Origin of the sequence: Planomonospora sp. ID82291 (assembly GCF_015711645.1) — a bacterium.
GTDB lineage: Bacteria > Actinomycetota > Actinomycetes > Streptosporangiales > Streptosporangiaceae > Planomonospora.
Window position 1 is genome coordinate 12,455 of sequence record NZ_JABTEX010000002.1, and the last position, 14,124, is coordinate 26,578.

A 14,124-nucleotide genomic window follows, 5' to 3' on the forward strand; every position below is an offset into this window, starting at 1 on the left:
TCGAGTGCGGGCCGGGGGCGGGCCCCAGTATGAGCACCTCGGTCGCGACGGTATCTTGACGAGGCCATTCCTGTGCCACATATGCATTAATGTCTCTTTTGTATGCATGTGGGAGCCTGCGTCACGCGGAGCGGTCACCATGTGACACTCGGCAGCGCGCGCGTGACCGAACTGCAACGCCACGGAGACGACCCGGTGGGGAGCGGTGCGGAATAGTCGCGTTCGACCGGTGTGGCGTCAGTGCGATGGCCGGGTCGATCGGAGCCGGGGTGCGCGCATCCTCCGTCCGGCTGCCCCGGGCATCGGAGCTCAGTGTCGACGCCCACCTGTAAAAGGAGGATTTACCACCAATGCGTGTCACCAAGGGCGCGAAGTTCATCGCCGGTACCGTGCTGCTCGCGCTGGGGCTCGCCGCGTGTGGCAGCGGGACCTCCGAGGGCGGGGCCACCGGTGCCGACCAGCCCGTGCGCATGAAGATCGGCGAGCCGCGGAACCTGTTCTCCCCCGCCGACACCACCGAGGCCGAAGGTGGTGAGGTCATGGCGGCGATCTTCGCCCCGCTCGTGAAGTACGACGAGAACAAGCAGGTCATCGACTTCGTCGCCGACTCGATCTCGTCGACCGACAACAAGGTCTGGACGATCAAGATCGAGCCCGGGTTCACCTGGCACAACGGCGACAAGCTGACCGCGCAGAACTACGTGGACGCGTGGAACTACGCGGCCAACCAGGAGAACGCGCAGAGCGGCAACTACTTCTTCGCCCGCATCCTGGGCTACGCCGACCTGAACCCGGGTGAGGGCAAGACCCCCTCCACCACGGAGATGAAGGGCCTGCGGGTCATCGACGACGAGACCTTCCGGGTGACCCTCAGCCAGCCGTTCTCGCAGTTCCGGACGATGCTCGGGTACACCGTGTTCTACCCGCTGCCCAAGGTCGCCTTCGGCGACGACGGGAAGATCACCGAGGCGTACGCCAAGCAGCCGATCGGCCAGGGCTACTTCAAGATGGACAAGCCCTATGACAAGGGCACCGACCAGACGATCAACCTGACGCGCTACGAGTACTTCCCCGAGGTCAAGCCGAAGTTCCAGAAGCTGCAGTTCAGGATCTACACCAGCGCCGAGACGGCCTGGAACGACCTGCAGGGCGGCACGATCGACATCCTGGAGCAGCTGCCGCCGTCGGCGATCTCGACCGCCAAGGAGCTCGGCGAGCGCTACATCGACCAGGCCGACGCCGGCGTGGGCTACGTGGGCTTCCCGCTCATGGCCAACAAGGCGTACGAGAACCCGCAGATCCGCCGGGCCATCTCGATGGCCATCGACCGCAAGACCATCACCCAGACGGTCTTCTCCGGCACGCGCGCCCCGGCCGACGACTTCATCAACCCGCTGCTGGACGGCTACCGCCCCGGCGCCTGCACGGCCTGCTCCTACGACCCGGCCCAGGCCAAGCGGCTCTACGACGAGGCCGGCGGGCCGAAGCGGCTGGAGCTCGCCTCCAACATGGACGGCGGCCACAAGGAGTGGATCGAGGCGGTCGCCAACAACCTCCGCTCGAACCTGGGCATCGAGGTCACGGTCAGGCCGTTCGAGAAGCTCCAGCAGATCCTGGAGGAGCTGTACAGCAAGAAGTACGGCGGCATGTACCGGATGGGCTGGAGCATCGACTACCCGTCCCCGGAGAACTACCTGACCCCGATGTTCTCCACCGGCGCCATCAAGACCGGCTCGAACTTCTCGGGCTACTCCAACACCGAGTTCGACGATCTCGTGGCCAAGGGCGACACCGCCGGCAGCCAGGAGGACAGCCTGAGGTACTACCAGAAGGCCGACGACCTGCTCCTGCGCGACCTGCCGATGATCCCGATCTTCTTCTACCGGTTGAACGCCGCGTTCTCGGAGCACGTCCGGGGAGTCAAGATCAATCTGATCAACCAGGTCGAGTGGACCACGGTCGAGAAGGCCGTCTAGGTCCCACCGGGCCCCGAGGGGCTCCCGGACGGCGCGGCCCGGCCCGGCGCCCTCCCACGAGGAGGCGCCGGGCGGTCCCGCCCGTCCCCCGTTGACGAAAGGCCACCCGTGAAGCGCCTCCCCCGCCGGTCGATCCCGGCACGCCCCTAGCCGGACCCGATGGGCCGCTACGTCATCCGGCGCCTGCTGCAGGTGATCCCTGTGCTGCTGGGCGCCACACTGCTCATCTTCTTCGTCGTCTTCGCCCTGCCGGGCGACCCGATCGCGTCGCTGTCCGGCGACAAGCGGACGCCGCCCCACATCGCCGCCGAACTCACCGCGCGGTACCACCTGGACGACCCCTTCCTCGTCCAGTACGGGCACTACCTGGCGGGACTCCTCCGGGGAGACTTCGGCGAGACGTTCTCGGGGGTCCGCGTCTCGGAGATCGTCGCCGGCAGGTTCCAGATCTCGCTGAACCTCGCGCTCACCGCGCTGGTCATGGAGGCCGTCATCGGCGTCGGCCTCGGCTTCTACGCCGCGCTGCGCCGGGGCCGGGCCCAGGACACGCTGGTGCTGGCCGCCACCCTCCTGCTGATCTCCGTCCCGACGCTGGTCACCGGCTTCGTGCTGCAGCTCCTGCTCGGCGTCGAGCTGAGGCGGAGCACCGGGATCGACTTCTTCCCCATCTCCGGGGCCTTCGACGGATGGCGCAGCTACCTGCTGCCGGGCTTCGTGCTCGCCGGGACGTCGATCGCCTACCTGACCCGGCTCACCCGGACCACGCTGGCGGAGGTCCTGCGCGCCGACTACGTCCGCACGGCGGTGGCCAAGGGGCTGCCCCGGCGCCGGATCGTCGGGCGGCACGCGCTGCGCAACGCGCTCGTCCCCGTGGTCACCTACCTCGGCGCCGACCTCGGCACCCTGATGGGGAGCGCGGTGATCACCGAGACCATCTTCAACCTGCCCGGTCTGGGACAGGAGCTGTTCCGCTCGATCTACGAGCGCCAGCAACCCGTCGTCGTGGGCATCGTGACGCTCCTGGTCCTGGTCTACGTGCTGGCCAACCTGGTCGTCGACCTGCTCTACGCCGTGCTCGACCCGAGGATCCGCTATGAGTAGCGCCGCACCCGCCAAGGGCGCGCCCCCGAACACCCGGCGCGCCCGGCACGCCAGGTCCTCCCGGCCTCCGGGCCGCGGCGCCCGGACGGCCAGGCCCGCCGGGCTCTGGCGCGACGCCTGGCACGACCTGCGCCGCCGTCCGCTCTTCGCCGTCTCGGCCGTCCTGATCGCGGTGATCCTGGTGATGGCCGCGGCGCCCGGGCTGTTCACCTCCGTGGACCCGTACGACGCGGCGGGCTGCGTGCTCGGCGAGGCCCGCGGGGGACCGAGCGCCGCGCACTGGTTCGGCACCGACAACCAGGGCTGCGACACCTACGCCCGGACCGTGTACGGCGCCCGCAACTCGGTGCTGGTGGGGCTGAGCACCACCGTGCTCACCGCGCTCGCCGGCGGGCTGCTCGGCCTGGTGGCCGGGTTCCGGGGCGGGTGGCTCGACGCGGTGCTGTCCCGGGTGACGGAGGTGTTCTTCGCGATCCCGTCGGTCCTCGGCGCGCTGCTGATCCTGTCGGTCTTCCGGACCGGCACGGTGTGGACGGTCACGCTGGCGCTGGCCGTACTGGCGTGGCCGATGACGTTCCGCATCATGCGGGCGTCGGTGATCACGGCCAGGGGCCAGGACTACGTGGTCGCGGCCCGGGGGCTCGGCGCGTCCGCGGGGCGGCTCATGTTCCGGCACATCCTGCCGAACGCGATCGCCCCGCTGATCGTGGTCTCCACCATCAACCTCGGCGTGTTCATCGCCGCCGAGGCGGGCCTGTCGTTCCTCGGGCTCGGCGTCCAGTCGCCGGACATCACCTGGGGGCTGATGATCGCCGACGCCCGGGCGCGCTTCCACGAGGCCGCCGGGCCGCTGCTGTTCCCCGCGGGACTGCTGAGCGTCACGGTGCTGGCCTTCATCATGCTGGGCGATGCGGTGCGCGACGCCCTCGATCCGAAGCTGCGGTAGGGGGAGAGCATGACCGGCATCACGGGCGGAACGCCATCGGTGCTGCCCGCCTGGGAAGGCGGCGCCGCGCCGCGCCGCGAGCCGCTGCTGGCCGTCGAGGACCTGCACGTGGAGTTCGCCACCCGGCAGGGCGTCGTGCAGGCGGTCAACGGGGTGGACTACGCGCTGGAGGCGGGCCAGACGCTGGCCGTGCTCGGCGAGTCGGGATCGGGCAAGTCCGTGACCGCCCAGGCGATCATGGGCATCCTCGACACGCCCCCGGCGCGCGTCACCCGGGGGCGGATCCTCTTCCGGGGCACGGACCTGCTCGGGCTGAGCGAGGAGAACCGGGCGCGGGTCCGGGGCCGCCGGATCGCGATGATCTTCCAGGACGCGCTCTCCGCGCTGAACCCGGTCTTCACCGTGGGGTGGCAGATCGGCGAGATGTTCCGGGTGCACCAGGGCGCCTCCCGGCGCGAGGCCGAGCGCCGGGCCGTCGAGCTGATGGACCGGGTCCGCATCCCCGGCGCCGCCCGCCGGCTGCACGACTACCCGCACCAGTTCTCCGGCGGCATGCGCCAGCGCATCATGATCGCGATGGCGGTCGCGCTGGAGCCGGAGCTGCTGATCGCCGACGAGCCCACCACGGCGCTCGACGTGACGGTGCAGGCGCAGATCATGGAGCTGCTCGCCGAGATCCAGCGCGAGAGCGGCATGGGGATGATCCTGATCACCCACGACCTCGGCGTGGTGGCCGACGCGGCCGACCGGATCGCCGTCATGTACGGCGGGCGGATCGTCGAGCACGCCCTCGTGCACGACGCCTACCGGGCCCCGGCCCACCCCTACACCCGGGGTCTGCTGGACTCGATCCCGCGCGTCGACCGCAAGGGACGCGAACTGCACGCGATCACGGGCCAGCCGCCGAACCTGCTGGACCTGCCGCCGGGCTGCTCCTTCGCCCCGCGCTGCCCCTACCGGCAGGGGGACTGCGCCGTCGAGGCGCCGCCGCTGCACCGGATCGGCCCGACCCGCGGCAGCGCCTGCCACTACTGGAGGGAGGTCCTCGATGGCAGCCACGGGTGACCCGGTTCTCGAGGTCCGCGACCTGGTCAAGCACTTCCCGGTGACCCAGGGGGTCCTGGCCAGGAGGCAGGTCGGCGCGATCAGGGCGGTGGACGGCGTCTCCTTCGACCTGCGCCGGGGCGAGACGCTCGGCATCGTGGGCGAGTCCGGCTGCGGGAAGTCCACCCTGGCCAGGCTGCTGACGGCGCTGGAGCGGCCGACCTCGGGATCGGTGCGGGTCGGCGGCCGGGAGATCACCCGGATGAAGGGCGCCGAGCTCAAGCGGGTCCGCCGCAACATCCAGCTGGTGATGCAGGACCCGTACACCTCGCTGAACCCGCGGATGACCGTCGGGGACATCGTCGGCGAGCCGTACGAGATCCACCCGGACGTGGTGCCCGCGGGCCGGCGCCGGCGCAGGGTGCAGGAGCTCCTGGAGATCGTGGGCCTGGACCCCGACCACGCCGACCGCTACCCGCACCAGTTCTCCGGCGGGCAGCGCCAGCGCATCGGCATCGCGCGCGGGCTGGCGCTCCGGCCGGAGGTCATCATCTGCGACGAGCCGGTCTCGGCGCTCGACGTGTCGATCCAGGCGCAGGTCGTCAACCTGCTGGGGCGGCTGCAGCGCGAGTTCGGCCTGTCCTACGTCTTCATCGCCCACGACCTGTCGGTGGTCCGGCACATCTCCGACCGCGTCGGCGTGATGTACCTCGGCACGATGGTCGAGCTCGGCCGGGACGCCGACATCTACGGCCGGCCGGAGCACCCCTACACCCTGGCGCTGCTGTCGGCGGCCCCGGTCCCCGACCCGGACGGGCGCGAACGGCGTGAGCGGATCGTCCTGCGGGGGGACCCGCCCTCGCCGGCCGACCCGCCGTCGGGCTGCCGGTTCCGCACGCGGTGCTGGAAGGCGCGGGACGTCTGCGCCCAGCAGGAACCGCCGCTGCAGGTACGGCCCGGCGCCTCGCACGAGAGCGCCTGCCACTTCCCCGAGCTGTACGCGGGGCCCCGTCCCCGCTGACCTCCGCTCCCCGCGCCGTGCCCGGCGCCCCGCACGGGAGCGCCTGCGGCCTCCTTCAGCCGTCTCCTTCAGCCGTCTCCGCCGGTCCCCGTCTCCGCCGGACTCCTGCGCGGGTCACCGGCCGCGGTGGGCGGGGGAGCGGCGCCGCCGGGTCAGCCGGTGGACCGTCAGGGCGAGGGCGAGCAGGACCGGCAGGACGCAGACGGCCCGGCGGGAGAGCGCCGCCTCGGCGAGCAGGCCGGGCGGGCTCCACTGCGGGGCGGAGGCCCGGAGCGGCCGGCGGCGGATCCCGGCCGCCTCCTCCAGAGCCCGGGCGGCGTTGACCACGCCGTGGCCGTAGACCGGGTCGTGCCCGTCCGCCGGGGCGTGCACGGTGCCGCGCTCGACGGCCCGGCGGACCTCGGCGGGCTTCAGATCGGGGAAGGCCGCCCTGACCAGCGCCGCCACCCCGGCGACCAGGGCGGCGGCGGAGCTCGTGCCGTCCCCCACCATGTAGGAGTCCGGCCCGTCGGCGGTGAGGATCCCGCTGCCCGGCGCGACCACCGACAGGTAGCCCTGCCGGTTGGAGAAGGACGTCACCCGCATCCGCTCGTCCACCGCGCCCACCGCGATCACCCCCGGATAGGCCGCGGGGAAGTTCCGCCGGTTCGGGCCCGCGCCGTCGTTGCCGGAGGAGGCCACCAGCACCGCGCCCCTGCCGAGGGCGTACCGCACCGCCCGCTCCTCGGCCGCGGAGCCCTTCCACGATCCGCCGCCGCCGCCCAGGGACATGCTGATCACCTGGGCGCCGTGGTCGGCGGCGTAGCGGATGCCCCGGGCCAGCGCGTCCTCGCCCCGCGCGCGGTCCCGGCCGCGCCGGGGGTCGTCGTTCTCCAGCGCGACCCGGACGGACAGGACCGTCACGGCGGGGGCGACCCCGGTGACGCCCGGCGAGCGGCCGTCGCCGTGCCCGCGGCCGGCGATGACGCTGGCCATGGCGGTGCCGTGGCGCCCCCACAGCGCTCTCCTGCGCGCCGTGCCCGTCAGGTCGGGGCCCTCGACCACCGCGCCCGCCAGGTCGGGGTGGGAGGCGTCGACCCCCGTGTCCAGCACCGCGACGGTCACCCCCTCGCCGCGGGTGGTCCGCCAGGCGTCCCGGGCCTCCAGCGCGGTCAGCGCCCACTGCGGCTCCGTCCGGCTCCGGGGCGCGGGGGACCCGTCGGCGGGGGCGGCGGGCCAGGTGAACGCGGTCAGGACGGTCACGGCCAGAGCGGCGCCGAACGCGCGTGCAGAGGACACGGCGACCTCGTCAAAGGGGGAGGGGAGATGTCACGGGGGATTCTGACACGTGATCACCGGGTCGGTCCGGTGCTTTCAGTAAACGAGACAATACGGATGGTTATGACCTTTAGTCACACCGGCATCATCGGTGAGGCGGCGTGTGCCGTATGCGGTGTATGGGCCGGTAGGAGGGCCGGCACCGGGCGTCGGGTCCGGTGCGGGGACCGGTGCGGGCCGCACGCGGGCTCCGGACGGCGGGCCGGACGGCGGGCCGGACGGTGGACCGGACGGTGGACCGGTACCGGGCACCAGGGGCCGGCGCCGGGCTCAGGGGGCCGGCGCGAGCCGCACGTGGGCTCCGGGCGGGAGGCCGAGGCGCTGCGAGGCGTCGCCGGAGTGCACCGCCAGCGCGATCAGCCCGGCCGAGTCGGTGAAGGCGACCAGGTCGCCCGGGGGGACCGCGGCGAACGTCTCGCGGAACGGCACCGCGATCTGCCGCCTGCCCAGCCGGACCGCCAGCACGCTGCCCGCCCGCACGCCCAGGGAGCCCAGGTCGCCCGAGCTGATGGAGAGCTGGACGTTGCCGTAGCGGTCCACCGACAGCACCTCGCCCTCCACGGCGCCCTCCCGGAGCAGGGAGGCCGGGGCGGGGAAGGCGAACAGCCGGTCCGGCGGGATCGCCGGGCCGAGCTCGGCCGGAGCGCGGCCGGTCGCCAGGTGGGCGGCCACGGGGGCGAAGACGTCGCGTCCCTGGAACGTCGGCGAGACCCGGTCCAGGAAGAACTCCGGGCGGACGAGCTCGTGGGCCGCCCGCGCGCCGCCGGCGGCGTGGACCGCCCAGGACAGCACCCCGTTGTCCGGACCGAGGAAGACGTGGTCGCCCGCCTCCACCGCCACGGCCCGCCGGGAGCCGCCGGGGCCGGGGTCGATGACGGCGACGTGTACGCCCGCGGGGAGATAGGGAACCGTCTGTGCCAGGATCGCCGCGCCGCGCCGTACGTCGCCGGAGGGCACGAGGTGGCACACGTCGATGATGCGGATCCCCGGTGCGATCCCGGCGATGACGCCGTGGCACATGGCGACGTAGCCGTCTTCCAGCCCGTAGTCGGTGAGGAGGGTGATGACAGAGGTCACATCAGGTGACTGTACGTCCGACCATCTGCCATGAACAGCCGGAAATTCCCGACTATCCTGGCATCGGGCCGCGTGCGCGCGGTGGATCACCGTGCGCCCGACCGAGGAGGACACCCATGGACACTGCGCCGATCCCCGGTGACGGTGCTGCTCCGGACGCCGTCCGGCACGCCGCTCAGGACGGCGCCCGGGAGGCCGCTCAGGACGGCGCCCGGGACGGCGCCCGGGAGGCCGCTCAGGACGGCGCCCGGGACGGCGCCCGGGAGGCCGCTCAGGACGGTGCCCGGGACGGTGCCCGGGAGGCCGCTCAGGACGGTGCCCGGGACGGTGCCCGGGAGGCCGCCGCGCGGGCCCTCACCGAGCGGGAGCGGGAGCTGCTCGCCTTCGAGCGCCAGTGGTGGCGCTACGCGGGCGCCAAGGAGCAGGCCATCCGCGAGGCGTTCGGCCTGTCCGCCACCCGTTACTACCAGTTGCTCAGCGAGCTCGTCGAGCGGCCCGAGGCCCTCGCCCACGACCCGATGCTGGTCAAGCGCCTGCGCCGGCTCCGCGAGAGCCGCAGGCGCGACCGCGCCGCCCGGCGGCTGGGCTTGCGCCCCTGATCCGCGGGTACGGCACCGGCGGCCCCGTCCCGGCGGGCACCCCGGGGGTACGGGATCCGGCAGGACGGGCAGCGAACCATGATCTTCAACAGGACGGGTGGCGAAGCATGATCGAAGCACTGGAGGCGATCGTGGCCGACCCCGCCGGAGCGGTGGTCGGCCTCGACTTCGACGGCACGCTCGCGCCGATCGTGCCCGATCCGGAGGCGGCCAGGATCCACCCGGCCGGGCCCGGGGCGCTGGCCCGGCTCGGCGGACTGGTCGGCTCCCTGGTCGTGGTCACGGGCCGCCCGGCGGCCACGGCCGTCGAGTACGGCTCGCTGGCCGCGGTGCCCGGCCTGGTCGTGCTCGGCCACTACGGCCTCGAACGCTGGGAGGGCGGCGAGCTGTCCAGTCCGCCGCCGCACCCCGGCCTGACCGCGGTCAGGGCCGAGCTGCCCGCGCTGGTCGCCGGGATCGCCGGGGTGCGGATCGAGGACAAGGGGCGGGCGGTGGCCGTGCACACCCGGCGGACCGCGGCGCCGCAGGCCGCGCTCGACGCACTGGCCGGACCGGTCGCCGCGCTGGCCGCCGAGACGGGCCTGGCGGTCGAGCCGGGCAAGTTCGTGCTGGAGCTCCGGCCGCCGGGCACGGACAAGGGGCTGGCGCTGAGCGGCTTCCTGCGGGAGCGCTCGGCGCGCTCGGTGCTGTTCGCCGGGGACGACCTGGGCGACCTGGCGGCCTTCGAGGCCGTACGGACCTGCGGGCTGCCCGGCGTGACGGTGTTCAGCGGGTCGGCCGAACTCAGCGTGGCGGCCGACGTCGTGGTGGACGGGCCCGCCGGCGTCGTCGAGCTGCTCGACGCGATCAGCGACGCGATCATCGCGCGCCGGTCGTGATCCGGGGCGGCACAACCGGCCGTCAAGTCGGCGGCAAGTGGCGGCCGGTAGCTTGCCCGGCATGAGAAAGCGATCTTTCGTCCTCGCCGCGCTGGCCGGCGTCACCGTGCTCGCCGCCCCGGTCACTGCCTCGGCCGCCGCTGGAGCCGCTCCCGGGGCCGCTTCCGGGGCCGCTTCCGGGGCCGCTTCCGGGGCCGCGGAGACCTCGGGGCCGACGGCCGCGCAGGCCGCGGGGACCCGGACCGTCTCCTTCCGGGGGATGAGGCTGCGGGTGCCCTCCGGCTGGCAGGTGCACCGCCAGGGCGACTGGATGCTGGTGCAGACGGGCCGGTGCGACCGGCCCGCCTACTTCGCCCCCGGGTGCAAGGGCTTCTGGGTGCTCGGCCCGAAGGCGATCAAGTACGGCCGCGAGGGCTTCGGCCCCTACAGCGGCGAGCAGCCCTTCTACCCGGCCAGTGACGTGCAGTCCTGCCCCTTCAGCGCCAAGACCGGCCAGGTCCTCGGCAAGCCCACCGCGGTAGGCCTGCGCCGGGTCGGGCCCGGGCACACGGCGAAGTACGTCTCCTGGTTCGGCCGGTGCGTGACGCACCAGGGCGGGCGGCAGACGGCGACCTTCGCCCAGCGGGAGTGGTTCCTGCCCACCTCGAAGATCCTGGTGGTGGACGTGTGGAACACCCCGGGGCTGTCGAAGGTGCTGAAGAACGCCACCTGGAGCTGACCGGCGGGGAGGCGGGACCGGGCCGGCGGGGCGCTGCCCCGCCCGCCGCGGGGCCGGCTACCGGCCGCCGGCCAGGATCCCGCCGACGGCCAGGCCGATCAGCACGGGGACCATGAGGAAGGCCCGCTGGGCGCCGAACCCGTCGGCCAGCGCGCCCAGCACGAACGGTCCGGCACCGATGGCCAGGCCGGAGAAGACGGAGGCCACGGCCGAGGCCCGGTCCGGGCGGCCGCCGGAGGCGGCGAGCAGCCGTGAGAGCGCCAGCGGGAAGTGCAGCGCGACACCGGTCCCGGACAGCACCAGGCCCAGGTAGGACACGACGGGGTTCCCGCTCGCCCAGAAGACCGCCCAGCCCGCGCCGGTGAGCGCGAGCGCGCCGACGAACAGCGCGGCCGGCGCGACCCGCAGGGCCAGCCGGGCGCCGCCCCACCGGCCGACGGCCATGCCGGCGGTGAACGCGGTCAGGGCGGTCGCCGCCACCGCCGGGGACAGCCCCGTCTGGTCGGCGACCAGTTTCGCCGCCCACAGGTTGAAGCAGAACTCCATCGCCACGCAGCAGAACAGCACCGTGCCGGCCAGGTAGAACCGCCCGCCGAACCGCCGCCCGGCCACCGGGGCCGCGCCGTCCGCCGCGGGACCGGCTCCGGGGAACCGGACGCGGCCCATGGCCAGGACGAGCAGGACGCTCGCGACCGGGGTGGCCAGCAGCGCGGCCCGCCAGCCGAGCGCGCTCTGCGCGGCCAGGCTGACCAGGAACGGCACCGCCACGCCGACGGTCACGCACACCGCGTTGGCCTCGCTGATCGCCGCGGGACCCGCCGGGCCGTGGTGGTCGCTGAGCACGGCCATGCCCGAGTAGAGCATGATCGAGGCCATTCCGCCGGCGACGGCGTACCCGAGGAGGGTGACCGGCAGGACGCCGCCGGACAGCACTAGCAGCACGCCGGCGTTCATCCCGGCCAGGCCGGTCCAGGTGACGGCCCGGCGGCCGATCGCGCGGGTCAGCCGGGGCAGCGCGAGTCCGGTCAGGACGGCGCCGGCCGCCATGGCGGTGCCGTGCAGTCCGGCGACCGCCTGGGTGAGCCCCAGGTCGAGGCGGAGCAGCGGCAGGACCGCGCTGAGACCGTACAGGTAGGTGGCGAAGACGCCGAGCTGGAGGTAGACGAGCCAGGTGGCGCGGTCACGGACCAGCCGGACGGACGTGATCGCGGTCACCGGTGTTCCCCCAGCGGACGGAAGGCGAGATGTCCACCGAAACTACCGCAGCCCGTCGGGCGCCCAGCCGAGGGCCGCCAGCTGCTCGGCGAACCACAGGCGCGGCGGGAGGGCGGCGGCCGCGGCGGCCAGCCGGGCGCCCCGGCGCCGGCGCTCCTGCTCGGGCATCACCAGCCCCCGGTGCAGGGCCTCGGCCGTGGCCGAGACGTCGTAGGGGTTGATCGTCAGGGCGTCCGGGCCCAGCTCGACCGCGGCGCCCGCCTCCCGGGACAGGACCAGGGCACCGGCGGGGGAGAGGATGGGGCCCTCCTTGGCCACCAGGTTCATGCCGTCGCGGATGGGGTTGACCAGCAGCACGTCGGCCATCCGGTAGGCGGCCAGGGAGCGCGGGTAGTCGTCGTTGACGTTGAGGATGAGCGGATCCCAGTCCTCGGTGGCGTAGGTGTCCTCGATCTCCTTGGCGCAGCGCTGCACCGCGGCGGTGTACTCCCGGTACTCGGGCAGGTCGTGCCGGGACGGGTAGGCGAAGGCCAGGTGCACCACGCGGCCGTGCCACTCCGGATGGGCGGCGAGGAACTCGCGGTAGGCGGCCAGTCCCCGGACGATGTTCTTGGACAGCTCGGTCCGGTCGATCCTGACGATCAGCTTCCGGTCGCCGATCTGGTCGCGCAGGGCCGTCATGTGCGACTCGACGTCGGGCTCGCGCGCCCTGGCCCACAGCGCCTCGGCGTCCACGCCCAGCGGGTGCACGCCGATCCGGGTGGTACGGCCGGCGTGGGAGACGGTGTGGTCGGCGTGGTCGACCTCGGCGCCCAGGACGGCCGCGCAGCAGTCCATGAACGCGCCGGCCCAGCGCGCGGTCAGGAACCCCGCGTGGTCGGCGCCCAGCACGCCCTCCAGCAGTTCGACGGCGACGTCGTCGGGGAGCAGGGCGAAGTACTCGGGAGGGGCCCAGGGGGTGTGCGAGAAGTGCGCGATGCGCAGGTCGGGCCGCTCCACCCGGAGCATCGCCGGGGTCAGGCTGAGGTGGTAGTCCTGGACCAGCACCTGGGCGCCGTGGGCGGCCTCCTCGGCCAGCGCCAGCGAGAACGCGGCGTTGTAGGACTGGTAGGACTCCCACTCCCGGCGGAAGCGCGCGTCGAAGTGCGGGGTGTTGGCGGTGTCGTAGAGCAGGTGGTGGACGAACCAGAGGGTGGAGTTGGCCACCGCGTTGTAGGCCCGGTGGAACGTCGCCGGGGGGATGTCCAGCATGCGCAGCGCGCCGGTGTCGTAGCCGGCCTGGTCGATGCGGCCGCCGGGCGCCAGCCGTACGGCGCCGCGGTCGCCGTCGGAGAGCGCGGCGCAGACCCAGAGCAGGTCGAGCTCCCCGGTCACCTCCGACAGACCGGACACCAGCCCGCCGCCGCCCCTGCGCATGCAGAGGGAACCGTCCTCCGACACGGTGAACGAGACGGGACCGCGGTTGGACGCCACCAGGATCGGGTTCATCTGATTTTTCCTCGTCTAGGACATGCCCCTTGTCCCCTGCCTACTGCGGACGGCGGCCGGTCGGTCCGTCCCGGGGCACGCTTGCCCCAGAGGTTAACCAAACATTGCCGCCGCCCATAGGATGTCCACCGACTGTGATCGCTGATGGGGGCTCGGGATGGCGCTGGACGAGACGACCGAGGCACTCGCCCGCGCGGCCGCCCAGGGCGACCACCGCGCGCTGGGCGAGCTGCTCAAGCGGATCGAGCCCGAGGTGCTGCGGCACTGCGGCCGGATCCTGCCCTACCGGCAGGACGCCGAGGAGGCGTGCCAGGACACCCTGCTGGCGGTGGCCCGCAACATCGGCCGCTTCGAGGGCCGGGCCCGGTTCACCACCTGGCTGCACATCGTCACGGCGAACTGCGCCCGGACGACCTACCGCTCGCTGAAGCGCCGGGCGGCCGAGCAGAGCTCCGACGAGCTGCCGCTGCAGAAGCCCGACGTGGCCCGGGTGAGCGTGATCGCCGGGTCCCGGCTGGACCTGCTCGACGTGATGGAGGCGCTGGAGGCGGAGAAGCCCGAGCTGGCCCAGGCGCTGGTGCTGCGCGACATCTGCCAGCTCGACTACAACGAGGTGGCCGAGCAGCTCGGCATCCCGCTGGGCACCGCCAAGTCCCGCATCCACCAGGCGCGCAAGTACGTCCAGAACGCGCTGGGCGACGCCTACGGCTTCTGAACGCCGGTCCGGCGGCCCCGGTCCGGCGG

The 14,124-nt window shown here is 73.3% G+C and carries 12 protein-coding genes and 1 pseudogene; 9 read left to right on the plus strand and 4 right to left on the minus strand.

The genetic code is table 11. The annotated features are described in order from the left end of the window. Positions 1–350 precede the first annotated feature (350 nt). The 5 genes from HS045_RS11085 (at position 351) to HS045_RS11105 (ending at position 6,088) form a co-directional block, all read left to right on the plus strand. Complete coding sequence (locus HS045_RS11085) at positions 351–1,976, plus strand: ABC transporter substrate-binding protein (protein ID WP_196451181.1); 1,626 nt, start codon at positions 351–353, stop codon at positions 1,974–1,976. 159 nt (positions 1,977–2,135) lie between these two features. Beyond that, on the plus strand, positions 2,136–3,077 hold the full coding sequence (locus HS045_RS11090; RefSeq protein WP_196451182.1) for an ABC transporter permease: 942 nt from the start codon (positions 2,136–2,138) through the stop codon (positions 3,075–3,077). Continuing rightward, positions 3,070–4,023, plus strand: coding sequence for an ABC transporter permease (locus HS045_RS11095; protein ID WP_196451183.1), 954 nt, complete (start codon positions 3,070–3,072; stop codon positions 4,021–4,023). The genes HS045_RS11090 and HS045_RS11095 overlap by 8 nt, the downstream gene beginning before the upstream one ends. 9 nt (positions 4,024–4,032) lie before the next feature. Further along, complete coding sequence (locus tag HS045_RS11100) at positions 4,033–5,088, plus strand: ABC transporter ATP-binding protein (protein ID WP_196451184.1); 1,056 nt, start codon at positions 4,033–4,035, stop codon at positions 5,086–5,088. Continuing rightward, complete coding sequence (locus HS045_RS11105; RefSeq protein WP_196451185.1) at positions 5,072–6,088, plus strand: ABC transporter ATP-binding protein; 1,017 nt, start codon at positions 5,072–5,074, stop codon at positions 6,086–6,088. Before HS045_RS11100 ends, HS045_RS11105 begins: the two co-directional genes overlap by 17 nt. A 114-nt stretch (positions 6,089–6,202) precedes the next feature. Here HS045_RS11105 and HS045_RS11110 read toward each other — a convergent pair whose 3' ends face one another. Further along, complete coding sequence (locus HS045_RS11110; RefSeq protein ID WP_196451186.1) at positions 6,203–7,366, minus strand: S8 family serine peptidase; 1,164 nt, start codon at positions 7,364–7,366, stop codon at positions 6,203–6,205. Positions 7,367–7,675: 309 nt separating this feature from the next. Continuing rightward, positions 7,676–8,482, minus strand: coding sequence for an S-adenosyl-l-methionine hydroxide adenosyltransferase family protein (locus HS045_RS11115; RefSeq protein ID WP_196451187.1), 807 nt, complete (start codon positions 8,480–8,482; stop codon positions 7,676–7,678). A 350-nt stretch (positions 8,483–8,832) separates the two neighbouring features. On the opposite strand from HS045_RS11115, the pseudogene HS045_RS11120 reads away from it, so the two are divergent. From HS045_RS11120 to HS045_RS11130, 3 genes and pseudogenes are all read left to right on the plus strand, one after another. Then, positions 8,833–9,081: pseudogene (locus HS045_RS11120) on the plus strand (DUF3263 domain-containing protein); the annotation flags it as partial. A 107-nt stretch (positions 9,082–9,188) separates the two neighbouring features. After that, positions 9,189–9,959: a trehalose-phosphatase gene (gene otsB, locus HS045_RS11125; RefSeq protein ID WP_196451188.1), complete on the plus strand. Its 771-nt coding sequence runs from the start codon at positions 9,189–9,191 to the stop codon at positions 9,957–9,959. Positions 9,960–10,020: 61 nt separating this feature from the next. Next, the gene (locus HS045_RS11130; RefSeq protein WP_196451189.1) at positions 10,021–10,677 is read left to right on the plus strand and encodes a hypothetical protein; all 657 of its coding nucleotides are present in this window, start codon (positions 10,021–10,023) and stop codon (positions 10,675–10,677) included. A 57-nt stretch (positions 10,678–10,734) separates the two neighbouring features. On the opposite strand, the gene HS045_RS11135 is transcribed toward HS045_RS11130, so the two are convergent. Together HS045_RS11135 and HS045_RS11140 are read right to left on the minus strand one after the other, a co-directional pair. Next, positions 10,735–11,892: a sugar MFS transporter gene (locus HS045_RS11135; RefSeq protein ID WP_196451190.1), complete on the minus strand. Its 1,158-nt coding sequence runs from the start codon at positions 11,890–11,892 to the stop codon at positions 10,735–10,737. Positions 11,893–11,934: 42 nt separating this feature from the next. Continuing rightward, complete coding sequence (locus HS045_RS11140) at positions 11,935–13,380, minus strand: trehalose-6-phosphate synthase (protein ID WP_196451191.1); 1,446 nt, start codon at positions 13,378–13,380, stop codon at positions 11,935–11,937. A gap of 157 nt (positions 13,381–13,537) precedes the next feature. On the opposite strand from HS045_RS11140, the gene HS045_RS11145 reads away from it, so the two are divergent. Further along, on the plus strand, positions 13,538–14,095 hold the full coding sequence (locus HS045_RS11145) for an RNA polymerase sigma factor (protein ID WP_196451192.1): 558 nt from the start codon (positions 13,538–13,540) through the stop codon (positions 14,093–14,095). Positions 14,096–14,124 lie beyond the last annotated feature (29 nt).